Consider the following 24,226-nt stretch of genomic DNA (forward strand, 5'->3'; position numbering starts at 1 on the left):
TCAGAGGTCTACGGTAGGAATCTTGCGCGGCGCCATGAAGTACATCCAGGTCAGGGCAATGAAGTACATCGCTGGGATCAGGGTGAACAACACCGTGTAGTTGTTATTCGTGACCGTGAGGATATGCCCGACGATCTGGGTCATGAACATGCCGCCGATCGCCGCGCACATCCCGCCGAAACCGAACACCGTGCTCATCATGTGCTTGGGTGTGTAGTCCATCACCAGGCTCCAGATATTGGCGGTCCAGGCCTGGTGGGCACCGATGGCCAGGGAAATGGCAAACACCGCGACCCACAGCTGGCTGGAACCGGCCGCCATGATCACACCGACGATGCAGCAGGCAAACAGCAACATCGACAACAGCCGCGCCTTGATCGAATTCATCCCTCGTCCGATCAGGAACGACGACAGAATGCCCCCGCCCACACTGCCGAAGTCGGCGGTCAGGTAAATGATGATCAGCGGAATGCCCATCTGGGTCACGTTGATGCCCAGGTTGTATTGCTGGTTCAGGAACGGCGGTAGCCAATACAGGTAGAACCAGAACACTGGCGCGGTCATCGCGTAGGCGAGGGCGAATGCCCAAGTGCCACGCATGCGCAGGATGCGGCTGAACGGGACGCCAGGTTGTTCGGGTTCGACTTCCTGTTGCACGTAATCCAATTCGGATTGTTTAACGGTTGGATGTTCTTCGGGGTTGTAGTACTTCAGGCCCCAGCACACCAGCCAGATCCCGCCGAGTGCCGACATGCACAGAAATGCCGCCTGCCAGCCCCATACGTGCAGGATCAGCGGCAACAGCATTGGCGTCATCATCGCACCGACGTTGGTGCCGGCGTTGAAGATGCCGGTGGCCACTGCACGTTCACCCGCCGGGAACCACAAGCGTGTGGTCTTGACGCAGGCCGGGTAGTTGGCGGCTTCGGTCAGCCCGAGGATAAAGCGGCAGACCATAAAACCGACTGCCGAGGTGGCCAGGCCGTGGGCGCCGGTGGCCAGGCTCCACAGCAAGACTGCGCAGAAGAACACGCGCTTCACGCCGATGCGGTCGATCAGCCGACCTTGCAGCACGAACCCGATGGCATAGCCCACCTGGAACCAGAAGTTGATGTTGGCGTAGTCCATCGCCGTCCAGCTCATTTCCTTGGCCAGGATCGGTTGCATCACGCCCAGGGCGGCGCGGTCGATGTAGTTCAGCGTGGTGGCGAAGAATACCAGGGCCAGCATGCCCCAGCGGGTTTTACCCACGGCCAGGGCGCCGCGGATCTTGTCGCCGATGCCGGCGTGCGGGTTGCCCGGGCGTGTGGCCAGGACGGAGTTTTGCGAAGGCATGAGTTAGTACCCGTTTTTGAAATTCTTATGGTGTGTGCTGGGTCTTCTTGCGTGAACGATGGTGCGCAGTGCCTAAAAAATCGTCAATTCGCCAAGGGGCTTAGTGTTCGATAATCGCACCAAAAACTAACCGGTTCGTACATTTTAATTGCTGCGTGTAGGCTGGGGGCGAATAATTTGCCACAAACAACAATTGCCGGGAGTCGCCCATGCAACGTTCCATTGCCACCGTTTCCTTGAGCGGCACCCTGCCGGAAAAGCTCGAAGCCATTGCCGCCGCCGGGTTCGACGGGGTCGAGATCTTTGAGAATGACTTATTGTATTACGACGGCAGCCCGCGGGAAGTCAGGCAAATGTGCGCCGACCTGGGCATTGCCATCACCTTGTTCCAGCCCTTCCGCGACTTCGAAGGTTGCCGCCGCGCCCGCTTGGCGCGCAACCTTGAACGGGCCGAGCGCAAGTTCGATTTGATGCAGGAGTTGGGCACCGACCTGGTGCTGGTGTGCAGCAATGCTTCGGCCGATTGCGTGGGCGACGAGCGCATTTTACTCGACGACTTGAGCCTGCTGGCCGAACACGCCGGGCGCCGTGGCCTGCGCATTGGTTATGAAGCGCTGGCGTGGGGCAAGCATGTGAACACCTGGCAGCAGGTGTGGAACCTGGTGCGCCAGGTCGATCACCCCAGCCTCGGCGTGTTGCTCGACAGCTTCCACACCTTGTCGCTCAAGGGCGACCCGAGCGCGATCGCCCAGATCCCCGGCGACAAGATCTTCTTTGTGCAAATGGCCGACGCGCCGATCCTGGCCATGGATGTGCTGGAGTGGAGCCGGCATTTCCGTTGCTTCCCCGGGCAGGGCGAATTCGACCTGCCGGGGTTTCTGGCACCTATCATCCAGAGTGGTTACACCGGGCCTTTATCCCTCGAGATATTCAACGATGGCTTCCGTGCGGCGCCAACCCGGGCGAACGCGGCAGATGGCTTGCGCTCGCTGCTGTACCTGGAAGAGAAAACCCGCGAGCGCCTCCAGCAGCAAGCGCCTGCCCAGCCCGTTGACATCCTGTTCGATACCCCGGCCGCCAGCGAATACGGTGGCGTCGAGTTCCTGGAGTTTGCCGTGGATGAAAACCTCGGTGCCAGGCTCACCCAGTGGCTGGAGCGCCTGGGTTTTGTCAAGGCCGGGCAGCACCGCTCCAAGAGTGTGAGCCTGCTGCGTCAGGGGGATATCAACTTGATCCTCAACTGCGAACCTTATTCCTTCGCCCATAATTTTTTCGAAGCCCACGGGCCCTCGTTGTGTGCCACCGCGATTCGGGTCAAGGACAGTGCCAAGGCGCTGGCGCGGGCAGTGGCCTACAAGGGCCAGCCGTATCGCGGACTGGTGGGGCCGAACGAGCTGGAACTGGGGGCGGTACGTGCACCGGACGGCAGCCTGATTTACCTGGTAGACCCGAGCGAAGGCGATTTGTACGACACCGATTTCAACTTGCAGCCGGCAACCCTCTCCGGTGGCGGCCTGCTGCGCATCGACCATATGGCCATGGCCTTACCGGCCGACAGCCTCGACAGTTGGGTACTGTTCTACAAGAGCCTGCTGGATTTTGAAGCCGATGATGAAGTGGTATTGCCCGACCCTTACGGCCTGGTGAAAAGCCGTGCGCTGCGTAGCCGTTGCAGCTCGATCCGCCTGCCGCTGAATATTTCCGAGAACCGCAACACCGCCATTTCCCACGCACTATCGAGCTATCGAGGCTCGGGTGTGCACCACATTGCTTTCGACTGTGCGGATATCTTCGCCGAGGTGAGCCGGGCCAAGGCCGCCGGTGTGCCATTGTTGGATATTCCGCTCAACTACTATGACGACCTGGCGGCGCGGTTTGATTTCGACGATGAATTTCTCAGCGAGTTGGCGTACTACAACGTGCTGTACGACCGCGACGCCCAGGGCGGTGAGTTGTTTCACGTGTACACCGAGGCGTTCGAAGGGCGGTTTTTCTTCGAGATTATCCAGCGCAAAAACGGTTACGCCGGTTATGGCGCGGCCAACGTGGCGGTACGTCTGGCGGCGATGGCTAAATCCCGTAGCGGCGCGGCGCGCCAGGCGCGTTTATAACGAGGTGTGGGGTGCTTCCTTCGGCGGGCGGCGCGGCCCATAATCACCGCCTGCATAACACTGGCCGTGAGCGCACCATGACCTCCGAAGCACCGCGCAAGAGTCGTAAGAACAATCCGGAAAAGACCCGCGAAAACATCCTTCAGGAAGCCATCGTCGAGTTTGTTCAACAGGGCCTGTCAGGCGCTCGCGTGGATGCGATCGCCGAGCGTATCCACACCTCCAAACGGATGATCTATTACTACTTCGGCAGTAAGGAACAGTTGTACGTCGAGGTGTTGGAGAAGCTCTACGGCGACATCCGTAACACCGAAACCCGCATGAACCTCACCGCGCTGGAGCCCCGTGAGGCGATCCGGCGGCTGGTAGAGTTCACGTTTGATCACCACGACCAGAACGTGGATTTCGTACGTATCGTCAGCATCGAGAATATCCACAACGCTGAATACGTGAAGCGTTCGGAGTCGATCAAGGCAATGAACAGCAACATCCTCGAAGCGCTGGGCGTCACCTTGCGACGTGGTGCCGAGATGGGGCTGTTCCGTGAGGGCCTGGACCCGTTGGACGTGCACCTGCTGATCAACTCATTCAGCTTTTACCGCGTGTCCAACCGCCACACGTTCAGTGAGATTTTTCAGATCGAGCTGTCGGACGAGGCGATCAAGCAGCGACACCGCGAGATGATTTGTGATTCGGTGATGCGTTATCTGCAGGCGTGAGTGCCCAAGACGCTCACGCTGAAATGCAGTCCACATTTGGATTCTAGCTATTCATGCTCTGGAAGTGCGCCAACATGCGGTCTGCATCCGGCACCTTGCCACTGAATAACTCAAACGCCTTCACCGCCTGAAACACCGCCATGTTGCCGCCATCGAGTGTGCGGCAACCCAAGGCGCGGGCGTCGCGCAGCAGTTCGGTTTCCAGTGGGAAGTACACAATTTCCGCGACCCATAATTCAGCCCGCAACAGAGCGGGCGGCACCGGCGTGCCCGGCAGTTTTGCCATGCCCATCGGCGTGGTGTTCACCAGCCCATCGGCCTCGGCCATGGCGCTTTCCAGGTGGCTGCCGACCTGAGCGCGACCGCCGCCGAAACGCTGCGCGAGGTTATCCACAAGGTCGCGGGCGCGGTTGATATCCACGTCAAAAATGCTCAAGTGCTGCACGCCTTCCGCCAACAGCGCGTGGGCCACGGCCGCACCCGCACCGCCAGCGCCCATCTGGACGGCGCGTTGGCGGGCGACATCATTCAAATTGCGCCGAAACCCTTCGGCAAACCCCAGGCAATCAGTGTTGTGGCCGATGCGTTTGCCTTCCTTGAAGAGCACGGTGTTGACCGCACCAATGCCTCGGGCCTCGTCGGATAATTCATCGAGCAGAGGCAGGATCGCCTGCTTGCACGGGTAGGTGATGTTCAGCCCGGTGAAGTGCATCAATTCGGCGGCGTGCAGCAGGTCGGGCAGGGCGTTGATGTCCAGGTGCGGCGGCGCCAGATCGATCAGGCGATAGAGATAGCGCAGGCCTTGGGCGTCACCTTCCTGCTCATGCAGCGCGGGGGTGCGGGAGGCCTGGATGCCCGAGCCGATCAGGCCGGCGAGGATGCGCGGTTTCATCGGTTCGCCCCTTTGAGCAATTGGCTGAAATGACTCAGGGCCAAGTGATAGCCGTGGCTGCCGAAGCCGGCCAGCACGGCTGTGGCGATGGGCGATACAAAGGAGTGATGCCGAAACGCCTCACGCGCATGCACATTGGACAAGTGCACTTCGATCACCGGTACTTCACTGGCCACCAACGCATCGCGAATCGCTACCGAGGTGTGGGTCCAGGCGGCGGGGTTGATCACGATTCCGGCACAACGGGCGCGGGCGCCGTGGATCCAGTCGAGCAATTCGCCTTCGTGATTGGTTTGGCGAAACTCCAGTTTCAACCCCAGTTGTTCAGCGCTGCGACCACACAAGGCGGCGACATCGGCCAGGGTTTCATGGCCGTAGGTGGCAGGCTCACGGGTACCGAGCAGGTTGAGGTTGGGGCCGTTGAGCACCAGGACGAGGGGCTGCATGGGGGTGTCTCCACAATTATTGTTCGTTGTGGAGGTAAAATGTACGGAATGGTTAATTTGGTCAATCGACGGTAGGGTGCCCTGATCGGCATGTGTTCGATTATCGAACCGTTAATCCAGGGCAATTGCTGGCGCAACCGCGCCGCCCGAAGGCGGGCGGCGGGTGATCAGCGTCGGGTCAACAACACACCGGATTCCATATGGTGCGTCCACGGGAACTGGTCAAACATCGCACAGCGGGTAATGCGGTGCGTGTCATGCAGTTGCGCGATGTTCGCGGCCAAGGTCTCCGGGTTGCAGGAGATATACAGGATGTTGTCGAAGCGTCGGGTCAGTTCGCAGGTGTCAGGGTCCATACCGGCACGAGGCGGGTCGACGAAAACGCTGCCGAATTCGTAGCTTTTCAGGTCGATGCCATGCAGGCGGCGGAACGGACGCACTTCATTCAGCGCCTCGGTGAGCTCTTCGGCGGACAAGCGCACCAGGGTGACGTTATCCACAGCGTTTTCATCGAGGTTGCTCAGGGCGGCATTCACGGACGTTTTGCTGATCTCGGTGGCCAGCACTTTACGCACGCGGGTCGCCAGGGGCAGGGTGAAGTTGCCGTTGCCGCAGTAGAGTTCCAGCAAATCATCCGGGCGATCACCCAGGGCTTCATAGGCCCAGTTGAGCATCTTCTGGTTCACCGTACCGTTGGGCTGGGTGAACGCGCCTTCGGGTTGGCGATAGCTGAAGGTCCGGCCGCCGACTTCGAGCTTTTCCACCACGTAGTCATGGCCGATCACATCGCGCTTGCCCTTGGAACGACCGATGATGCTGACGTTCAAGTCGGCTGCGAGCTGGTTGGCGGCGGTGTGCCAATGCTCGTCCAGTGGGCGGTGATAGCACAGAGTGATCATCGCATCGCCGGCCAATGTGGTGAGGAACTCCACTTGGAACAGCTTGTGGCTCAGGGCGGCACTGGCTTGCCAGGCGGCCTTGAGCTGCGGCATCAACTGGTTGATGCGGGTGCTGGCGATGGGGAACGCTTCGATCAGGATCGGTGTGCGCTTGTCATCCTGCGAGAACATCGCGTAATGGCGCTCACCGCCTTCGCGCCACAGGCGGAACTCCGCGCGCAGGCGGAAGTTCTGCAACGGCGAATCGAAGACTTGCGGCTCGGGGGCGTCGAACGGTGCCAGCAGGTCACGCAAGCGCGTGACCTTGTCTTGCAGTTGAGCGGTGTAGCGTGTGGCGTCAAAAGTCATGCGTTGAACCAGCCCAGCTTGATCACGAACAGGATCGACAGGATCACCAGTGCCGGGTTCAGCTCACGGTAGCGGCCCGAAAGCAGCTTGATGGCGGTCCAGGCGATGAAACCGAAGGCGATGCCGTTGGCGATGGAGTAAGTGAAAGGCATCGCCAGGGCGGTGATCACCACCGGTGCTGCCACGGTAATGTCATCCCAATCGATTTCCGCCAGGCCCGACGTCATCAACACCGCCACGAACAGCAGCGCCGGGGCGGTAGCGAAGGCCGGTACGCTGGCGGCCAGTGGCGAGAAGAACAGCGCCAGCAGGAACAGAATCGCGACCACGATAGCGGTCAAACCGGTACGGCCACCGGCGCTCACACCCGCGGCGGACTCGATGTAGCTGGTAGTGGTCGAGGTGCCCAGCAGGGAGCCGGCCATGGCGGCGGTGCTGTCGGCGATCAGCGCACGGCCCATTTTCGGCATGTGGCCATCCTTGCCCATCAGGCCGGCGCGCTTGGCGACGCCGATCAGGGTGCCGGAGTTATCGAACAGGTCGACGAACAGGAACGCGAAGATCACGCTGACCAGGCCGATATCCAACGCACCTTTGATATCCAACTGCAGGAAGGTCGGGGCCAGGGACGGTGGCATCGAGGTCACGCCGCCGAACGGGGTGAAGCCCATGACGATGGAGACGATGGTCACCGCAAGGATGCCGATCAGCACCGCGCCGCGCACGGCGAGGGCTTCCAGCGCCACGATCAGCGCGAAGCCGAGGGTGGCGAGGATCGGTGCGGGTTGTTTCAGGTCGCCCAGGCCGACCATGGTGGCCGGGTTGCTGACCACGATACCGGCGTTGTGCAGGGCGATCAGGGCCAGGAACAGGCCGATACCGGCGGCAATCGCCGAGCGCAGCGGCAGCGGGATGCTGTTGATGATCCACTCACGGATACGGAAGATCGACAGCAGGAAGAACAGCACCGCCGAAATGAATACCGCGCCCAGCGCAACCTGCCAGGTGTGGCCCATGTGCAGGACCACGGTGTAGGTAAAGAAGGCATTGAGGCCCATGCCCGGTGCCAGGGCGATCGGGTAGTTGGCGATCAGGCTCATCACGGTCGAACCGATGGCGGCCGCCAGGCAGGTCGCGACAAACACCGCGCCCTTGTCCATGCCGGTTTCGCCGAGGATGCTCGGGTTCACGAACAGGATGTAGGCCATGGCCAGGAACGTTGTGATACCTGCGAGAATCTCGGTGCGCACGTTGGTGTTGTGTGCTTTGAGTTGAAACAGCTTTTCCAGCATGCCGGCTCCCTGTGACGCTATCTTGCGTCGTTATTTGTTGACCTCTAAGTCAAAGCACAAACTGCGCCAAGCGCCTGTGGTTTCAGAGAGGATCGGAAAAAGCGGCGCATCATACCAGCAGCCGAGGCCGTGTGGCGCACGGGGTTGGCTTTGCGATGCATGGCTGTGGATCATGGCCTTGAGGCATACTGCGCCGACGTTCAAGGCAGGGTCGTTAACAGCATGAAAAAAGCCAACGCGTGGAGTCTAGCTCTGATCGCCAGTATCGGCCTGTGGTGGGGCGCGGCACCAGCGTGGGGCGCAGCTGCACCGCCCTTGAGCGAGGTGCGGGTGTTCAAGGTCGAGTCGGCGCGTTGCAGCGAGAAAATCCCGGAAGGCGCACAGAGTACCCAGCTTTGCGAGCACCGTGGCCCTACCAGGGTCTCGGTGATGGAAGTCGGCCTGGGTAACAGCCCCATGGGCCGTTTCAATGGCGCCGAATTGGACGGGCAGCGCACGCCGGTGTGCCAGGTCGGCAATATCAGCGAGGCTTGCAACGGCGTGGGCACGCTGATGGGCTACATCTATGTGTTTGACTTGAATGTCGAAGCCCAGGGTTGGTTCGAGTTCAGCAATACGTCGATCAACGGCCCGCAAAATACCTTGAAGACGATGCTCAATATCCGCTGATCAATCCCCTTGAACGCTCATAACCACCGGTAGTCGTACCCCAGAGACGGCGACTTTCCCGAACGCCGCGGCTGGACTTCAACCCGTGAGGTGTTTATGAGCGCAACCCCCAATGACACGGCGGTTCAACCGTTCGTCAGTCACCCGATACGCCTGACCCTGAACGGCCGGCAGCGCGAATTGAACGTGTTGCCCTGGACCACCTTGCTTGACCTGCTGCGTGAGCAGCTCGATCTGGTCGGCAGCAAAAAGGGCTGCGACCACGGCCAGTGTGGTGCCTGCACCGTACTGCGCGACGGCAAACGCGTGAATGCCTGCCTGACCCTGGCGGTGATGTGTGACGGTGCCGAGTTGACCACCATCGAGGGCTTGGCTGACGGTGATGTGCTCCATCCGATGCAGCAGGCATTCATCAAGCATGACGCGTTTCAATGTGGCTATTGCACGCCCGGACAGATTTGCTCTGCCGTGGGCCTGGCCAACGAAGGGCGCGCCCGCGACACCGCGCAAATCCAGGAATTGATGAGCGGCAACCTGTGCCGCTGTGGTGCCTACAGCAACATCCGCGACGCGATCGAAGCGGTCGTGCTGGGAGACCCTCAATGAACCCTTTCCAGTACAGCAAGCCGAGCGATGTACATGAAGCGGTTCATCTGAGCAGCGCCGCCTCGCGCTTTATTGCCGGTGGCACCAATTTGTTGGACCTGATGAAAGAGAACATCAGCCGCCCTGAACACCTGATCGATATCACCGGGCTGCCGCTGCATGGCGTTGAACCCACGGCCAGTGGTGGGGTGATGATCGGCGCCTTGGTCAGCAACGCTGACCTGGCCTGGCACCCATTGATCGAAGCCCGCTACCCTTTGCTGTCCCAGGCGATCCTCGCCGGGGCGTCACCGCAGTTGCGCAACATGGCCAGTACCGGCGGTAATCTGTTGCAGCGTACCCGTTGCTACTACTTCTATGACACCGGCGTGCCCTGCAACAAACGCGAACCCGGCAGCGGTTGCCCGGCGCGAACCGGCTTGAACCGCATCCATGCCATTCTCGGTGCCAGTGATCAGTGTGTGGCGACCCACCCCTCTGACATGTGTGTCGCCTTGGCGGCACTCGAGGCCCGTGTACATGTGGAGGGCCGTGGCGGCTCCCGCGTGATTGAGTTTGCCGATTTCCATCGCTTGCCGGGCGATACCCCGCAGCGCGACAACCTGTTGGCGGATGATGAGCTGATCACGGCCATTGAGTTACCGGCTGACCGCCTTGCCAGCCACAGCCACTATTTGAAAATCCGTGACCGTGCGTCGTACGCCTTTGCCCTGGTGTCGGTTGCCGCCGCGTTGGAGCTGGAGGGCGACACCCTCGTCGACGCCCGCCTGGCGCTCGGCGGCGTGGCGCACAAACCCTGGCGTGATCGCGCGGTGGAAGCCGCGTTGATCGGCCGCAAGGTCAGCCGCGAAACCTTCAGCGCCGCCGCTGATGCGCTGTTGCAAGATGCCGAGCCGCTGGAACACAACGGCTTCAAGATCAAGCTGGCGCGTCGCGCGATTATCCGCGCCTTGAGCGATGCCGCTGTCGCAGGAGAACGCCCATGACCGCTATCGGAAAACCCCTCGACCGTGTCGATGGTCTGCTCAAGGTCACGGGCCAGGCACGCTATGCCGGTGAGTTTGCCGACCCGGACCTGCTCCACGGCAGCGTCGTGTCCAGCACCATCGCCAGGGGGCGAGTGGTCAAGATCGACGCCTCCAAAGCGCTGGCATTGCCCGGCGTGGTGATGGTGCTCGATCACCTCAACCGGCCGAAACTCGCCAGTTACGACGATGCGTTTGCCGATGCCGATGCAGCGGACGGTTCGCCGTTCCGCCCGTTGTACAACGACCGCGTGCTCTACAGCGGCCAACCACTGGCCCTGGTGATCGCCGATAATCTGGAGCTGGCACGGCATGCCGGTTCGCTGGTGCACATCGAGTACGAAAGCGAAGCCTTTGAAACCGACTTGCTGGTGAGGCAGGAGCATGCCCACGCCTCGCCGCAAACGCCGCCCAAGCCACGTGGCAACTTTCAGGCGCAGTGGAGCGCCGCCGCCGTCAGCCTCGACGTGCATTACAGCACGCCCATCGAGCATCACAACCCTATGGAACCGCACGCCAGCACCGTGCTGTACCAGCCGGACGGCACCCTGCATATCCATGACAAAACCCAAGGGCCGCAGAACTGCCAGGCCTATGTGCAAAAAGTGTTCGGCCTGGATAAAAGCCAGGTGCGTATCTTTGCGGCTTTCGTCGGCGGGGCTTTCGGTTCCGGCTTGCGTCCGCAATATCAATTGCCGCTGGCGGTGATGGCGTCGCTGGCGCTCAAGCGTTCGGTGCGGGTCACCCTGACGCGTCAGCAGATGTTCACTTTCGGCTACCGCCCGCGCACCTTGCAGCGCCTGCAAATGGGTGCCGCCGCCGACGGGCGGCTGCTCGCACTTGGGCATACCGCCATTGGCCAGACCTCGCGCTTCGAAGACTTCAGTGAGCATGTGGTGGAATGGAGCGGCATGCTCTACCACTGCGACAACGTGCAGTTGACCTACAAGCTGGTGCCGCTCGATGTGTTCACTCCGCTGGACATGCGGGCACCCGGCGCCGCCCTGGGAGTGATCGGCCTGGAATGCGCCATGGACGAACTGGCGTGTGCGTTGGGCATGGACCCGGTGCAACTGCGCCTGATCAATTACGCGGAGCGCAACCAGAACGAAGACAAACCCTGGTCGAGTAAAGCCCTGCGTGAGTGCTACCGCGAAGGCGCCGAACGCTTCGGCTGGCACCTGCGCAACCCGGAGCCGCGCAGCATGCGTGAGGGGCAGCAGTTGATCGGCTGGGGCATGGCGGGCGGCGTGTGGGAAGCCATGCAGATGAAGGCCAGCGCCAAGGCGCGGATCGACGCGCAGGGCAAGCTGACGGTGAGCAGCGCCACCACGGATATCGGCACAGGTACTTACACCGTGATGACCCAGATCGCGGCACAGGCGAGTGGCGTGGCGGTCAAGGACGTGACATTTCTCCTGGGCGATTCATCGTTGCCCACGGCGCCGCTGCAGGGGGGCTCGTTTACCGTATCCTCAGTGGGCACCGCCGTTCAGCAAGCGTGCGAGGCGTTGAATGCCAAGCTGCTGAAAATCGCCCGGCAGACTTACCCGGTCTTTGAAGGGGCCGACACCGTGCGCTTCGAGGACGGCCAACTGCACACGGGTGATGTCAGTGTCTCGCTGGCCCAATTGGTCAAAGACAGCGGCGAAGAGGCATTAGCCGTGCAGGTCGACAGCGAGCCCGATAAAAAGCGCGAAGGTTATGCCACCGCCACCCATTCAGCGGTGTTCGTTGAAGTCCGGGTGGATGAAGACCTTGGCACTATCCATGTCAGCCGGGTGGTCAGCGCCGTTGCGGCCGGGCGAGTGGTCAATCCAAAGATGGCCCGCAGCCAGATTCTCGGCGGGGTGGTGTGGGGCATCGGCATGGCGCTGCATGAAGAAACCCAGGTCGACCATCAACTGGGCCGCTATATGAATCACAGCCTGGCCGAGTACCACATTCCGGTTAACGCCGATATCGGGGATATTGATGTGCTGTTCGTCGAAGAACACGACGAGATCGTCAACGCGCTCGGTTCCAAGGGCGTCGGTGAAATCGGCATCGTCGGGGTGGCGGCAGCCGTAGCGAATGCGGTCTACCACGCCACCGGCAAGCGGGTCCGGGACTTTCCGATCACCCTGGATAAGGTGCTTTAAACCTTGGCCTCTTCGACCGGAACATGCATCCGGTCGCGGTTGGCCAGGCTCGGGAACAGCTTGATCCACACGCCTGTCACCAGCAAGGTACCGACCCCGCCCATGACCACGGCGGGTACGGTGCCGAACCAGTGGGCAGTGATCCCGGATTCGAACTCTCCCAGTTGATTGGATGCGCCGATGAACAGGCCGTTGACCGCACTGACGCGGCCGCGCATTTCATCCGGGGTCTCCAATTGCACGAAAGAGGCGCGGATCACCATGCTGATCATGTCCGCCGCACCCAGCACCACCAGCACCGCCAGGGAAAACCAGAACGAGGTCGACAGACCGAAGGCGATAGTTGCCACGCCGAACACCCCCACGGCGGTGAACATCACACGGCCCACCTGCCGGTCCACGGCAAACCGAGCCAGCCACAATGACATCAGCAGCGCGCCCACCGCCGGTGCCGAGCGCAGCAGGCCCAGGCCCCAGGCACCGGTCAGCAGGATGTCCTTGGCGAACACCGGCAGCAACGCGGTGGCGCCGCCGAGCAGTACAGCGAACAGGTCCAGGGAAATCGCGCCGAGGATGTCCGGGCGGCTGCGGATGAAGCGGATGCCGGCCAGCAGCGAGTCCAGGGTGGCCTTGCCTTTGTTGAGCGGCGTCTGGCGGGCGGGCAGGTTCAGGGTCAGTATGCAGGCGATCAGGTACAACGCTACAGTGGGGCCATACACCCACACACTGCCGAACGCATACAGCAAACCGCCAAGTGCCGGTGCGACGATGGTCGCCAGTTGCTGGGCCGACTGCGAGGACGCTACCGCCCGTGGGAACAGTGCCGTGGGCACGATACTCGGCAGCAGCGCTTGAGTCGTGGGCATTTCAAAGGAGCGCGCGGCGCCCAGCAGGAAGGCGAGGATGAAGATCATCTCGCGGGTTACGTTGCCGGTCAGCCCACCGATGGCCAGGCTCAGGGCAATCAGCGCTTGTACGGTCTGGCAGATGGCGGCCACCTTGCGCCGCTCATAGCGGTCGGCCACATGCCCGGTGTGCAGCATGAACAGTACGCGTGGCACGAATTCCACCAGGCCGACCAAGCCCAGGTCCAGCACATTGCCGGTCAGTTGGTAGAGGTTCCAGCCGATGGCCACGGTGAGCATCTGGAAGCCGCTGGCGGTAAAGATCCGCGCCAGCCAGAACGCGATGAAGGGGCGGTGGTGGCGCAACAGCAACGCGGGTTCACTTGGCATCGGGGGTTCAAGTCAGGGCCGGAGAGAGGCCGAGATTATCATTAAGTTGTAACAGATGGTTGCAACAACTGAGCTGAGGCAGTCTGTCACGCGGCAAAAGACCACACAGTTCGATGCTGAAAATGGGACTACTCTTTCAGCAGTGCTTGATCCAGATCAAAACCGGTTCCGGAATTGTTCTGGTGGCCTCAGGGCCAGATTCCCTGCGTGGTGGATAAAAAAAGAAACGAACTGGAATTCGCCAGACTCAATATCCGTGGGGGCAGTGGGTGCAGGCGTCCGCCAGCAGCCGGTATTACCTGACAGAGGAAGACTTATGTTCGGTTTGGAGGCGCTAGATCTCGCCCGAATTCAATTCGCGTTCACCATCTCGTTTCACATCCTGTTCCCGGCGATCACCATCGGCCTGGCCAGTTACCTTGCGGTGCTGGAAGGCTTGTGGCTCAAGACCCACAACGACACCTACCGTGACCTCTACCACTTCTGGTCGAAAATCTTCGCCGTCAACTTCGGTATGGGCGTGGTCTCCGGCTTGGTCATGGCTTATCAGTTCGGCACCAACTGGAGCCGTTTCTCGGACTTTGCCGGCGCCGTTACCGGGCCGCTGCTGACATACGAGGTGCTCACGGCGTTTTTCCTCGAAGCCGGTTTCCTCGGGGTGATGCTGTTCGGTTGGAATAAAGTGGGGCGCAAGCTGCACTTCTTCGCCACCGTGATGGTCGCCGTCGGCACGCTGATCTCCACGTTCTGGATCCTGTCGTCCAATAGCTGGATGCAGACGCCCCAGGGCTTTGAGATCGTCGATGGCCGGGTGATCCCGACCGATTGGTTCGCTGTGGTCTTCAACCCGTCGTTCCCTTATCGCCTGGCGCACATGGCCACGGCGGCCTTCGTGGCCACTGCGTTCTTTGTCGGCTCCTCGGCGGCCTGGCACTTGTTGCGCGGCAAGGACAACCCGGCGATCCGCACCATGTTGTCGATGGCCATGTGGATGGCCTTGATCGTCGCGCCTATCCAGGCGGTCATCGGCGACTTCCATGGCCTCAACACCCTCAAGCACCAACCGGCAAAAATTGCCGCGATTGAAGGCCACTGGGAAAACATCGGCAACGAACCGACCCCATTGATACTGTTCGGCTTGCCGGACATGAAGGCCGAAAAAACCAAGTACGCGGTGGAGATTCCGTACCTGGGCAGCCTGATTCTGACTCACTCGTTGGACAAACAGGTGCCGGCGCTCAAGGAGTTCCCGCCTGAAGACCGTCCCAACTCGACCATCGTGTTCTGGTCGTTCCGCGTCATGGTTGGCCTGGGCTTTCTGATGATCTTCACCGGCCTGTTCAGTCTCTGGCTGCGCCGTGGCGACAAGATGTATACGTCCAAACCGTTCCTGTACCTGGCGTTGTGGATGGGGCCATCCGGCCTGATCGCGATTCTTGCCGGTTGGTTCACCACCGAAATCGGCCGCCAGCCATGGGTGGTCTACGGCCTGATGCGCACGGCGGACGCGTCCTCCGGGCACAGCCTGGTGCAGATGACGATCACCCTGGTGTTGTTCGTGGTGGTGTACTTCGCCCTGTTCGGCGCAGGTCTGGGTTACATGATGCGCCTGGTTCGCAAAGGTCCGGTCACCCATGAAAGTACCGAGCCGACCCACGGTGGCCCTGGCCAGAAACGTACACCCGCGCGTCCGTTGTCGGCGGCCGATGACGGCAGTGATGACGACCACGACCACATCCAGCACAAGGGGAATTGAGATGGGTATTGATCTTCCGCTGATCTGGGCCGTGATCATCATCTTCGGCATCATGATGTACGTGGTGATGGACGGCTTCGACCTGGGTATCGGCATCCTCTTCCCGTTTATCCCGGGCAAAGTTGACCGCGACGTCATGATGAACACCGTCGCTCCGGTATGGGACGGCAACGAAACCTGGCTGGTACTGGGCGGTGCGGCATTGTTCGGCGCCTTTCCGCTGGCCTACTCGGTCGTGCTGTCGGCGTTGTACCTGCCGCTGATCCTGATGCTGATCGGGTTGATCTTCCGCGGCGTGGCCTTCGAGTTCCGCTTCAAGGCCAAGGACCACAAGCGTCACCTGTGGGACAAGGCGTTTATCGGCGGCTCGATCGCCGCCACCTTCTTCCAGGGCGTGGCGCTGGGGGCGTTCATTGACGGTATCCCGGTGGTCGACCGTCAGTTCGCCGGCGGCTCGCTGGATTGGCTGACGCCGTTCACGATGTTCTGCGGCGTGGCCCTGGTGATCGCGTATGCCCTGCTGGGTTGCACCTGGCTGATCATGAAGACCGAAGGCAAGTTACAGGAGCAGATGCATAACCTGGCGCGGCCGTTGGCCTTCGTGGTGTTGGCGGTGATCGGTATCGTCAGCCTGTGGACGCCGCTGTCGCATCCGGAAATCGCCTCGCGCTGGTTCACCCTGCCAAACCTGTTCTGGTTCCTGCCGGTGCCGATCCTGGTGTTGGTGACCATGTACGGGCTGATTCGCGCGGTGGCGCGTCATGCCCACTACACACCGTTCCTGCTGACGCTGGTGCTGATATTCCTCGGCTACAGCGGTTTGGGTATCAGCCTGTGGCCGAACATTATTCCGCCGTCAGTGTCGATCTGGGACGCCGCGGCGCCGCCGCAGAGCCAGGGCTTCATGCTGGTGGGTACGCTGTTCATCATCCCGTTCATCCTGGGCTACACCTTCTGGAGCTACTACGTGTTCCGCGGCAAGGTCACCCATGAAGACGGCTACCACTAGGAGGCGCGTACCATGTCCGGCAAACCTACGCTGCACGAGATTGAACAGGCCGAGAAGCAGCCATTGTGGCGGCGCCTGGGTTGGTTGGCGATGATCTGGACCGGCAGTGTGCTGGCCCTGTTCGTCGTGGCCAGCCTGATGCGCTTGTTCATGAATGCGGCCGGCTTGACCACTCACTGACATCCCAATCCGGGCCTTGCGGCCCGGTTTTCAGCCCTGCCATTTGCAAGAGTGGCAGGGTTTTTTTATTTGCGCGCTTTGATAATCACGAATTTTGGAGTGGTGGCGATTTGCTCGACCCCCCGGAACAAGCGGGCGAGCTTGGTGTGATAGCCCAAGTGACGGTTGCCGACGATATAAAGGGCACCACCCACGACCAACGTTTCCCGTGCCTGCTGGAACATGCGCCAGGCGAGGAAATCGCCGACCACCTGTTGCTGGTGAAAAGGCGGGTTGCAGAGCACCACGTCCAGCGACTGCGCCTCCTGACCGGCAAGGCCGTCGCCGGCGCGTATCGACACGTGGCGCTCACCCAGCGCCGCTTGCCAGTTCTCGGCGGCCGATTGCACCGCCATATAGGACTCATCCACCAGGGTGTACTGCGCGTCGGGGTTTTGCAGGGCGCTGGCGATCGCCAATACGCCGTTGCCGCAGCCCAGGTCCGCCACGCGGGCGCTGCCCAGGTTTTTCGGCAGGTGGGGCAGGAAGGCGCGGGTGCCCATATCCAGGCCCTCGCGGCAGAACACGTTGGCGTGATTGAGCAGTTCGATAGCTGGTGCGTCGAGGGCGTAACGGGTGGGGTAGGGCGAGACCGCTGTCGGGCGCTGCTCGACGGTAGCAATCAACAAACGCGCCTTTTTGACCGCCAGTGAGGCGTGCATCGTCCCGATGTAGCGTTCCAGCAACTCTCCCGCGGCCCGTGGCAGGTGCTTGATCATCGCCCCGGCGATCACTTCGGCGCCCGGTGCCAATTGGCCCTGCAGGCGGATCAACTGTTCTTCCAGTAGCGCCAGGGTTTTCGGCACGCGGATCAGCACCCGATCGAACGGCCCCGTGGGCACCTGGCTAGCCGGGATGAACGTCACTGCGTCAAACGCCTTACCGTTGCGCACCAGGTTTTTTTCCAACCCGAGGGCGGCGAGAAACGAATCACCGCTGGAGGTGACTTGCACCTGCCCCTCAATGCTGGCCGCCAGGGCACCAAAGCTGTCATTGAGCACCAGCACGCGGGTGGTTGCAGCCGGCTGCTGTTGCGCCAGGTAGTCGAGCAGGTACTCGTCGGCGGCATCGAAGGCTTGCAGCGGATCGTTATGTTGCTCGGGTTGGCGGATCAGATCGAGCTGGGCGAAAGGGCTGTGGAGCAGGGGCATGGCGAGGGGGGCTCTGGGTAATCATCGGCGGAACCGCCTGAGCGAACTACGAGATGGCACCTGAAGGCGCTGCTCATCACTCAGAAGGGCGCGTAAATGTTACTTTTTTTTGAGTCTGATGACATGCAGTGTTTCCGTGTCGGCTAAAGCAGCCCTGCTTTGGAGGCTCTGAGTACGGCGGCGATCTTGTTGTTGACCCCCAGTTTGTTGAACGTGCTTTTGATGTGAAAGCCTACGGTGCGCTCGGACAGGCAGAGAATCGTAGCGATGTCTCCGGCGGTCTTGCCCATGGCCGACCATTTGAGTATTTCCGTTTCACGGGGGGGCAGTTTGCAGCACTGCGACGCATTGGGCCCCTCGGTGTACTTTTGCGCGACCACCGCGTGCATTGCATGGCAGAGCCATAACACTTGGCCGGCTTTCTCATACAGCTCCTGCGGGCTCACTTCACCACTGCTGCGCGCGAGGGTCAGCATGCTGTAGACCCCCTTGAAATCATGCACGGGCTGCGTCCACGCACAGTTCACCCCAAACGATTGGGCCAACGACCATAAGTTGGGGGCTGCCTCGAATGCTTTTTTTTCCCAGACGATGGGCAGTACGCAGCGTTTGCAGTGGCCAATAATCGGGTCTACGTGGGAGAGGTGCGCCTGTTGATACAGTTCATTCCATTCCTTTGGGTAATTATTGAATTGAATCGGTTTAGTTTGGTTGTCCGCTAGTTGGGAGCTCATTGTAAAGGAGCAGTATTGGAAGCCGAGTTCATAAGTATGGTTAAGGACCATTTCAAACACACTGGTGATCTCGTTTTCACCCTCCAGTTTGGGGAGCCGGGTATTGCGCCATTTCACCATTTGTAACTCTCCATGGATTTTACGTGGCGTGGGGGCTCTTTTCGTCCCAGTGCACCACGGAAATGAGTGTAGGACATGGCTTACGTGTGAACATGAAAAAAAGGACAGGTAATTGGAGCTTTAGCACTAATAATTTGTACGTCGGGCATCTTCTTGTATAAAAAACTTGGCTGGAGTTAAATTTTTTATTGAATTGAAGGGGTTGTAGATAATATCGGAATGATGGCTCTTTGCGTGTCTGTTCATATCTCAATGAATGGTTAACGGGTTAATAGCGAAATAGTTTGTCCAACTAGTTTTCCATTTGGCGCTGGTGGTTTGATCTTTTCGAACTCTGTACTGGTGCCGGTTAGCGTCGCTTTGGCCACGGCAATGCCAGTACAAATCAGCGGTGTTTGCGCAGGCTGCTTTGAGGGACACTAGAGCCCTGTGCAAAACGGAGTTCCCCATGACGGCCAGTGCTGAGAAATTTACCCGCCAGACCTTGCTCGACGTGCAATCGTTGACCCCCAGCCTGTTTACCTTGCGCACCACCCGTGACCCCGGCTTTCGGTTCACCGCTGGCCAGTTCGTGCGCCTGGGGGTGACCAAGGCGGATGGCAGTACGGTATGGCGCGCCTATTCCATCGTGTCCTCTCCCTTTGACGAGCACTTGGATTTCTTTTCCATCGTCGTGCCGGGGGGCGAATTCACCAGTGAGCTGAGCCGTTTGCAGGTGGGCGATACCCTGATGGTGGAGCGCCAGGCTACGGGCTTCCTGACCCTGAACCGCTTTGTGGATGGGCGTGACCTGTGGCTGCTGGGGACCGGCACCGGCGTGGCACCCTTCCTGTCGATCCTGCAGGACTTCGAGGTCTGGGAGAAATTCGAACGTATCGTGCTGGTGTACAGCGCCCGGGAAGCCAAAGAGCTGGCCTACCAATCGTTGATCCGCGAGCTGGGCGAGCGTGAATACCTGGCCGAACACGCCCACAAGCTCACCTATATCCCCATCGTGACCCGTGAGCAGCACCCGGGTGCGCTGAATGGGCGCATCACCACCTTGATCGAAAACGGAGAGCTGGAGCGTGCGGCCGGCGTCGAGCTTACCGCGGAACACGCTCGCGTACTGATTTGCGGTAACCCGCAAATGGTCGATGACACGCGTCAATTGCTCAAGCAGCGGGATATGCAACTGAGCCTGAGCCGTCGTCCGGGCCAGGTGGCAGTGGAAAACTACTGGTAGAAAAAAGGCGCCTCGAAAGGCGCCTTCTGGTTTTCATGGGTTAAAGCGGTTTGTTGTTCTGAGCCTTGAGCAGGTCGCGGATCTCGGTGAGCAACTCCTCTTCTTTGGTCGGCGTCGGCGGCAGGGTTGGAGCCACCGCTTCTTCGCGCTTCAGGCGATTGATTGCCTTCACGCCCATGAAGATCGCGAACGCGATGATCACGAAGTCGATGATGCTTTGGATGAACTTGCCATAGGCCAGCACCACTGCCGGAGCATTGCCTTGCGCCGCTTTGAGTTGCACGGCAAGGTCTGCGAAGTCCACGCCGCCGATCAGCAGGCCGATGGGAGGCATCACCACGTCCCCTACAAACGAGGAAACAATTTTACCGAAGGCGGCACCGATGATGATACCGACGGCCATGTCGACCACATTGCCTTTGACGGCGAAGGCCTTGAACTCACTGATCACGCCCATAAGTTATTCCTTGTTACAGATGAGAAGGGTGGAGGTCAGTGTAAGTCAGTCGTAGCAGCCTTGCTTGAAACAACCGTTAACACTGTCGGTTCTTATCGACACATTAAAACGCAAATAGTTTGCAAAGTGCCATCAATCGCGCGCGTTTTACCGCTGATTTCAGGCGCTTACAATATTATTTTCTTAATCGGCCCTGTGGCGTTTTTCTATTTATCTTCTGACTCCCAGGTCACTAGCCTCTGGCAAGCACAACTGAATGTGCATTAAAAAAACCAGAGGAAACCTTGATGAACACTCCCATGAACCGCAGGCCAGTATCGGCGCGTCATGCGCTGGCGCTGGTGACCGCCAGCCTGCTTTCCCTCTCCGTGCAAGCCGCGAACCTGACCCGGGACAACGGTGCAGCCGTCGGTGACAACCAGAATTCACAAACCGCCGGTGCCAATGGCCCGGTACTGCTGCAAGATGTGCAGTTGATTCAGAAGCTGCAGCGTTTCGATCGCGAGCGCATTCCGGAGCGTGTTGTGCACGCCCGTGGCACCGGCGCCCATGGCACCTTCACGGTCACCGATAACCTCAGTGATCTGACCAAGGCCAAAGTGTTCGCAGCCGGCGAAACTACGCCCGTGTTTGTGCGCTTCTCTGCGGTCGTTCACGGCAACCATTCGCCGGAAACCCTGCGTGACCCACGGGGTTTCGCCACCAAGTTCTATACCGCCGAGGGTAACTGGGACCTGGTGGGCAATAACTTCCCGACGTTCTTTATCCGCGACGCCATCAAGTTTCCGGACATGGTTCACGCCTTCAAACCGGACCCACGCACTAACCTGGACGACGACTCGCGCCGTTTTGACTTCTTCTCCCATGTTCCAGAGTCCACCCGTACGCTGACCGAGTTGTACTCCGACTCCGGTACCCCGGCCAGTTACCGGGAAATGGACGGCAATGGTGTACATGCCTACAAGTTGATCAACGCCAAGGGCGAAGTGCACTACGTCAAGTTCCACTGGAAGAGCCTGCAAGGCATCAAGAACCTTGATCCCAAGCAAGTCACCGAAGTCCAGGGGCGTGATTACAGCCATATGACCAACGACTTGGTCACCCATATCAATAAGGGCGATTTCCCCAAGTGGGATTTGTATGTGCAAGTACTCAAGCCCGAGGACTTGGCCAAGTTTGATTTCGACCCGCTGGACGCCACCAAGATCTGGCCGAACGTGCCGGAGCGCAAAGTCGGGCAAATGGTGCTGAACCGCAACCCGGCCAACGTCTTCCAGGAAACCGAGCAAGTCGCCATGGCCCCGGCCAACCTGGTACCGGGCATCGAACCGTCGGAAGACCGTTTGCTGCAGGGCCGGGTGTTCTCCTATGCCGACACCCAGATGTACCGCCTGGGGCCGAACGCCCTGCAACTGCCGATCAATGCTCCACGGGTGACCGTCAATAACGGTAACCAGGACGGCGCGATGAATTTCGGCAAGACCACCACCGGCGTGAATTACCAGCCGAGCCGACTGATGCCACGGGAAGAGCCGCAAACCGCGCGCTACAGCCAGTCGGCGCTGTCGGGCAGCACTCAGCAGGCGAAGATCCAGCGTGAGCAGAACTTCAAGCAGGCCGGTGATCTGTACCGCTCCTACAGCAAGAAAGAACGTCAGGACTTGATCGACAACTTTGGCGGCTCTCTGGCCACCACCGATGACGAGAGCAAGCACATCATCCTGTCGTTCCTCTACAAAGCCGATCCGGAATACGGCACCGGCGTGGCCAAGGTCGCCAAGGGTGATTTGGCGCGTGTGAAAGCGCTGGCGGAAAAACTCACCGACTGATCCGGTGGTTCCGATCGACGCCCGAGGGGGCGTCGATCTCTGACAGGAGAACCCTATGCGAATTTCCATCGGTTTGCTGATGGCCATGCTGGCGTTTGTCGCCCATGCCGAGCCCCCCGAACCGGCTGCACTCAAGGCGCAGCTTCAGGATTATTACTTTGACGCCGCCCGCCGTGGCGACCTCGACATGCTCAATACCTTTATCGAATCCGGCTACAGCCTCAACACCCAGGACGACAAGGGTTACACCGCACTGATCCTTGCCGCCTACCACGGCCAGGGCCCTTTCGTGGACCGTCTGCTCAACGCCGGCGCCGACGCCTGTGTGCAGGACAAGCGCGGCAACACGGCGCTGATGGGCGCGATCTTCAAGGGCGAGCTGAAAATCGCCCAACGCCTGCTGGCCACCGATTGCAACCCCGACCAGCGCAACGGCGCCGGGCAGACAGCGGCTATGTACGCAGGCTTGTTCAAGCGCATCGAGTTGCTTGATGAGTTGCAAGCCAAAGGTGCCGATCTCAACGCCGAGGACCGGCTCGGCAACAGTGCTTCACGATTGGCCAGCGGTGAAATCCGGACCCCGGCGCCGCGCTGAGCTATCATCGCGGTTTTTCGGTTGGAGGTTCTCAAATGGCAAAGGCCAAGCGCATGTACGGCTGCACGGAGTGCGGCGCGACCTTTCCCAAGTGGGCCGGCCAGTGCGGCGAGTGCGGCGCGTGGAATACCCTGACTGAAACCATGATCGAAAGCGGCGGTGCGGCGGCGCCTGCCGGCCGCGCCGGCTGGACCGGGCAACAGGCCCAGATCAAGACCCTGGCCGAAGTCAGTGTTGAAGAAATCCCGCGTTTCTCCACGGCGTCCGGTGAGCTGGACCGTGTCCTCGGCGGTGGCTTGGTGGATGGCTCGGTGGTGTTGATCGGCGGCGACCCGGGCATCGGCAAGTCCACCATCCTGCTGCAAACCTTGTGCAGCATCGCCAGCCGTATGCCGGCGCTCTACGTCACTGGCGAAGAGTCCCAGCAGCAAGTGGCCATGCGCGCCCGGCGTCTCGGCTTGCCCCAGGACCAACTGCGGGTGATGACCGAAACCTGCATCGAGAGCATCATCGCCACGGCCCGTATCGAAAAGCCCAAGGTCATGGTGATCGACTCGATCCAGACCATTTTCACCGAGCAATTGCAGTCGGCGCCGGGCGGTGTGTCCCAGGTGCGTGAAAGCGCGGCGCTGCTGGTGCGGTATGCCAAGCAGAGCGGCACGGCGATCTTCCTGGTCGGCCACGTGACCAAAGAAGGTGCGCTGGCCGGGCCACGCGTGCTTGAACATATGGTCGACACTGTGCTGTATTTCGAGGGCGAGTCCGATGGGCGCTTGCGCCTGCTGCGCGCGGTGAAGAACCGTTTCGGTGCGGTGAACGAGTTGGGCGTGTTTGCCATGACGGACCGTGGGCTGAAAGAAGTCTCCAACCCGTCGGCAATTTTTCTGACGCGTGCTCAGGAAGAAGTCCCGGGCAGTGTGGTGATGGCAACGTGGGAAGGTACCCGCCCGATGCTGGTGGAAGTGCAGGCGCTGGTGGATGACAGCCATTTGGCCAACCCGCGCCGCGTAACGCTCGGTCTGGACCAGAACCGCCTCGCGATGTTGCTGGCGGTATTGCACCGCCATGGTGGTATCCCGACTCACGACCAGGACGTGTTCCTCAATGTGGTCGGCGGGGTCAAGGTGCTGGAAACCGCCTCCGACCTGGCGTTGATGGCGGCGGTGATGTCCAGCCTGCGCAATCGGCCATTGCCCCATGACCTGCTGGTGTTTGGTGAAGTCGGCCTGTCTGGCGAAGTGCGCCCGGTGCCCAGTGGCCAGGAGCGCTTGAAGGAGGCCGCCAAGCATGGCTTCAAGCGCGCCATCGTGCCCAAGGGCAACGCGCCGAAAGAGTCGCCGGCAGGTTTGCAAATTATTGCTGTCACGCGCCTGGAGCAGGCGTTGGACGCACTGTTCGAATAAATCGGGAAGG

Annotated in this window: 22 protein-coding genes; 13 read left to right on the forward strand and 9 right to left on the reverse strand. The window is 60.4% G+C overall.

The genetic code is table 11. The features are described 5' to 3' along the window. Positions 1-1,335, reverse strand: a complete 1,335-nt coding sequence (locus tag EXW71_RS25440) for an MFS transporter (protein ID WP_134660565.1) — start codon at positions 1,333-1,335, stop codon at positions 1-3. A gap of 209 nt (positions 1,336-1,544) precedes the next feature. Here EXW71_RS25440 and quiC point away from each other — a divergent pair, with 209 nt between their 5' ends. After that, the gene (gene quiC / locus EXW71_RS25445; protein ID WP_134660566.1) at positions 1,545-3,446 is read left to right on the forward strand and encodes a 3-dehydroshikimate dehydratase QuiC; all 1,902 of its coding nucleotides are present in this window, start codon (positions 1,545-1,547) and stop codon (positions 3,444-3,446) included. A gap of 77 nt (positions 3,447-3,523) precedes the next feature. After that, positions 3,524-4,165, forward strand: coding sequence for a TetR/AcrR family transcriptional regulator (locus tag EXW71_RS25450; RefSeq protein WP_123717482.1), 642 nt, complete (start codon positions 3,524-3,526; stop codon positions 4,163-4,165). 43 nt (positions 4,166-4,208) lie between these two features. Here the strand turns inward: EXW71_RS25450 and EXW71_RS25455 are convergent, their stop codons facing one another. From EXW71_RS25455 to EXW71_RS25470, 4 genes are all read right to left on the reverse strand, one after another. After that, positions 4,209-5,057, reverse strand: coding sequence for a shikimate dehydrogenase (locus EXW71_RS25455; RefSeq protein ID WP_134660567.1), 849 nt, complete (start codon positions 5,055-5,057; stop codon positions 4,209-4,211). Beyond that, positions 5,054-5,503 (reverse strand): type II 3-dehydroquinate dehydratase, encoded by a 450-nt coding sequence (gene aroQ / locus EXW71_RS25460; RefSeq protein ID WP_123717459.1) that lies wholly within the window; start codon positions 5,501-5,503, stop codon positions 5,054-5,056. Before aroQ ends, EXW71_RS25455 begins: the two co-directional genes overlap by 4 nt. A gap of 167 nt (positions 5,504-5,670) precedes the next feature. Further along, positions 5,671-6,750 carry a tRNA (uridine(54)-C5)-methyltransferase TrmA gene (gene trmA / locus EXW71_RS25465; protein ID WP_134660568.1) on the reverse strand — a complete coding sequence of 360 codons (1,080 nt, stop codon included), beginning with the start codon at positions 6,748-6,750 and terminating at the stop codon, positions 5,671-5,673. Next, the gene (locus EXW71_RS25470; protein WP_134660569.1) at positions 6,747-8,042 is read right to left on the reverse strand and encodes an NCS2 family permease; all 1,296 of its coding nucleotides are present in this window, start codon (positions 8,040-8,042) and stop codon (positions 6,747-6,749) included. The genes trmA and EXW71_RS25470 overlap by 4 nt, the downstream gene beginning before the upstream one ends. Before the next feature lie 222 nt (positions 8,043-8,264). Between EXW71_RS25470 and EXW71_RS25475 the strand changes: the two genes are divergently transcribed. The 4 genes from EXW71_RS25475 to EXW71_RS25490 all read left to right on the forward strand — a co-directional run bounded on the left by EXW71_RS25475 (position 8,265) and on the right by EXW71_RS25490 (position 12,483). Beyond that, the gene (locus EXW71_RS25475; RefSeq protein ID WP_123717461.1) at positions 8,265-8,711 is read left to right on the forward strand and encodes a DUF4879 domain-containing protein; all 447 of its coding nucleotides are present in this window, start codon (positions 8,265-8,267) and stop codon (positions 8,709-8,711) included. A 96-nt stretch (positions 8,712-8,807) separates the two neighbouring features. After that, a complete protein-coding gene (locus EXW71_RS25480) occupies positions 8,808-9,317 on the forward strand; it encodes a (2Fe-2S)-binding protein (protein ID WP_123717462.1) in 510 nt (169 codons plus the stop codon). Next, positions 9,314-10,303: a xanthine dehydrogenase family protein subunit M gene (locus EXW71_RS25485; RefSeq protein ID WP_123717463.1), complete on the forward strand. Its 990-nt coding sequence runs from the start codon at positions 9,314-9,316 to the stop codon at positions 10,301-10,303. The genes EXW71_RS25480 and EXW71_RS25485 overlap by 4 nt, the downstream gene beginning before the upstream one ends. Next, the gene (locus tag EXW71_RS25490; RefSeq protein WP_134660570.1) at positions 10,300-12,483 is read left to right on the forward strand and encodes a xanthine dehydrogenase family protein molybdopterin-binding subunit; all 2,184 of its coding nucleotides are present in this window, start codon (positions 10,300-10,302) and stop codon (positions 12,481-12,483) included. The genes EXW71_RS25485 and EXW71_RS25490 overlap by 4 nt, the downstream gene beginning before the upstream one ends. Here the strand turns inward: EXW71_RS25490 and EXW71_RS25495 are convergent. Next, entirely contained in the window at positions 12,480-13,718 is a 1,239-nt protein-coding gene (locus EXW71_RS25495; RefSeq protein ID WP_134660571.1) for an MFS transporter, read from the reverse strand. The two genes, EXW71_RS25490 and EXW71_RS25495, sit on opposite strands and share 4 nt — an antisense overlap. A 316-nt stretch (positions 13,719-14,034) precedes the next feature. Between EXW71_RS25495 and EXW71_RS25500 the strand changes: the two genes are divergently transcribed. Genes EXW71_RS25500 through EXW71_RS25510 form a run of 3 tightly spaced genes read left to right on the forward strand, consistent with a single transcriptional unit; the run spans position 14,035 to position 16,663 of the window. Further along, positions 14,035-15,474: a cytochrome ubiquinol oxidase subunit I gene (locus EXW71_RS25500; RefSeq protein ID WP_123717466.1), complete on the forward strand. Its 1,440-nt coding sequence runs from the start codon at positions 14,035-14,037 to the stop codon at positions 15,472-15,474. A gap of 1 nt (position 15,475) precedes the next feature. Then, positions 15,476-16,483 carry a cytochrome d ubiquinol oxidase subunit II gene (cydB, locus tag EXW71_RS25505; protein WP_123717467.1) on the forward strand — a complete coding sequence of 336 codons (1,008 nt, stop codon included), beginning with the start codon at positions 15,476-15,478 and terminating at the stop codon, positions 16,481-16,483. Between the two features lie 12 nt (positions 16,484-16,495). Then, positions 16,496-16,663, forward strand: coding sequence for a DUF2474 domain-containing protein (locus tag EXW71_RS25510; protein ID WP_134660572.1), 168 nt, complete (start codon positions 16,496-16,498; stop codon positions 16,661-16,663). Between the two features lie 65 nt (positions 16,664-16,728). Here EXW71_RS25510 and EXW71_RS25515 read toward each other — a convergent pair whose 3' ends face one another. Next, a complete protein-coding gene (locus EXW71_RS25515; protein ID WP_134660573.1) occupies positions 16,729-17,853 on the reverse strand; it encodes a methyltransferase in 1,125 nt (374 codons plus the stop codon). A gap of 143 nt (positions 17,854-17,996) precedes the next feature. Further along, positions 17,997-18,707, reverse strand: a complete 711-nt coding sequence (locus EXW71_RS25520; RefSeq protein ID WP_134660574.1) for a LuxR family transcriptional regulator — start codon at positions 18,705-18,707, stop codon at positions 17,997-17,999. Positions 18,708-19,155: 448 nt separating this feature from the next. On the opposite strand from EXW71_RS25520, the gene EXW71_RS25525 reads away from it, so the two are divergent. Next, the gene (locus EXW71_RS25525; RefSeq protein ID WP_134660575.1) at positions 19,156-19,932 is read left to right on the forward strand and encodes a ferredoxin--NADP reductase; all 777 of its coding nucleotides are present in this window, start codon (positions 19,156-19,158) and stop codon (positions 19,930-19,932) included. A 40-nt stretch (positions 19,933-19,972) separates the two neighbouring features. Here EXW71_RS25525 and mscL read toward each other — a convergent pair whose 3' ends face one another. Further along, a complete protein-coding gene (gene mscL / locus EXW71_RS25530) occupies positions 19,973-20,389 on the reverse strand; it encodes a large-conductance mechanosensitive channel protein MscL (protein ID WP_123717471.1) in 417 nt (138 codons plus the stop codon). Between the two features lie 287 nt (positions 20,390-20,676). On the opposite strand from mscL, the gene EXW71_RS25535 reads away from it, so the two are divergent. The 3 genes from EXW71_RS25535 to radA are packed head-to-tail and all read left to right on the forward strand — an operon-like array spanning position 20,677 to position 24,216. After that, entirely contained in the window at positions 20,677-22,218 is a 1,542-nt protein-coding gene (locus tag EXW71_RS25535; RefSeq protein ID WP_134660576.1) for a catalase, read from the forward strand. Between the two features lie 55 nt (positions 22,219-22,273). Beyond that, entirely contained in the window at positions 22,274-22,813 is a 540-nt protein-coding gene (locus tag EXW71_RS25540; RefSeq protein ID WP_123717473.1) for an ankyrin repeat domain-containing protein, read from the forward strand. Between the two features lie 35 nt (positions 22,814-22,848). Continuing rightward, entirely contained in the window at positions 22,849-24,216 is a 1,368-nt protein-coding gene (radA, locus tag EXW71_RS25545; RefSeq protein WP_134660577.1) for a DNA repair protein RadA, read from the forward strand. Positions 24,217-24,226 lie beyond the last annotated feature (10 nt).

It is taken from the genome of Pseudomonas sp. BCA17 (assembly GCF_004519405.1).
Classification (GTDB): domain Bacteria; phylum Pseudomonadota; class Gammaproteobacteria; order Pseudomonadales; family Pseudomonadaceae; genus Aquipseudomonas.

Bases quoted from the DNA above. Each gene is read 5' to 3' on its own strand.
- EXW71_RS25485 (WP_123717463.1), top strand. From the start codon at position 9,314: ATGAACCCTTTCCAGTACAGCAAGCCGAGCGATGTACATGAAGCGGTT.
- EXW71_RS25540 (WP_123717473.1), top strand. From the start codon at position 22,274: ATGCGAATTTCCATCGGTTTGCTGATGGCCATGCTGGCGTTTGTCGCC.
- EXW71_RS25455 (WP_134660567.1), bottom strand. From the start codon at position 5,057: ATGAAACCGCGCATCCTCGCCGGCCTGATCGGCTCGGGCATCCAGGCC.
- trmA (WP_134660568.1), bottom strand. From the start codon at position 6,750: ATGACTTTTGACGCCACACGCTACACCGCTCAACTGCAAGACAAGGTC.
- EXW71_RS25470 (WP_134660569.1), bottom strand. From the start codon at position 8,042: ATGCTGGAAAAGCTGTTTCAACTCAAAGCACACAACACCAACGTGCGC.
- EXW71_RS25520 (WP_134660574.1), bottom strand. From the start codon at position 18,707: ATGGTGAAATGGCGCAATACCCGGCTCCCCAAACTGGAGGGTGAAAAC.
- EXW71_RS25495 (WP_134660571.1), bottom strand. From the start codon at position 13,718: ATGCCAAGTGAACCCGCGTTGCTGTTGCGCCACCACCGCCCCTTCATC.
- radA (WP_134660577.1), top strand. From the start codon at position 22,849: ATGGCAAAGGCCAAGCGCATGTACGGCTGCACGGAGTGCGGCGCGACC.
- EXW71_RS25535 (WP_134660576.1), top strand. From the start codon at position 20,677: ATGAACACTCCCATGAACCGCAGGCCAGTATCGGCGCGTCATGCGCTG.
- cydB (WP_123717467.1), top strand. From the start codon at position 15,476: ATGGGTATTGATCTTCCGCTGATCTGGGCCGTGATCATCATCTTCGGC.
- quiC (WP_134660566.1), top strand. From the start codon at position 1,545: ATGCAACGTTCCATTGCCACCGTTTCCTTGAGCGGCACCCTGCCGGAA.
- EXW71_RS25525 (WP_134660575.1), top strand. From the start codon at position 19,156: ATGACGGCCAGTGCTGAGAAATTTACCCGCCAGACCTTGCTCGACGTG.
- EXW71_RS25480 (WP_123717462.1), top strand. From the start codon at position 8,808: ATGAGCGCAACCCCCAATGACACGGCGGTTCAACCGTTCGTCAGTCAC.
- EXW71_RS25475 (WP_123717461.1), top strand. From the start codon at position 8,265: ATGAAAAAAGCCAACGCGTGGAGTCTAGCTCTGATCGCCAGTATCGGC.
- aroQ (WP_123717459.1), bottom strand. From the start codon at position 5,503: ATGCAGCCCCTCGTCCTGGTGCTCAACGGCCCCAACCTCAACCTGCTC.
- EXW71_RS25440 (WP_134660565.1), bottom strand. From the start codon at position 1,335: ATGCCTTCGCAAAACTCCGTCCTGGCCACACGCCCGGGCAACCCGCAC.
- EXW71_RS25500 (WP_123717466.1), top strand. From the start codon at position 14,035: ATGTTCGGTTTGGAGGCGCTAGATCTCGCCCGAATTCAATTCGCGTTC.
- mscL (WP_123717471.1), bottom strand. From the start codon at position 20,389: ATGGGCGTGATCAGTGAGTTCAAGGCCTTCGCCGTCAAAGGCAATGTG.
- EXW71_RS25450 (WP_123717482.1), top strand. From the start codon at position 3,524: ATGACCTCCGAAGCACCGCGCAAGAGTCGTAAGAACAATCCGGAAAAG.
- EXW71_RS25515 (WP_134660573.1), bottom strand. From the start codon at position 17,853: ATGCCCCTGCTCCACAGCCCTTTCGCCCAGCTCGATCTGATCCGCCAA.
- EXW71_RS25510 (WP_134660572.1), top strand. From the start codon at position 16,496: ATGTCCGGCAAACCTACGCTGCACGAGATTGAACAGGCCGAGAAGCAG.
- EXW71_RS25490 (WP_134660570.1), top strand. From the start codon at position 10,300: ATGACCGCTATCGGAAAACCCCTCGACCGTGTCGATGGTCTGCTCAAG.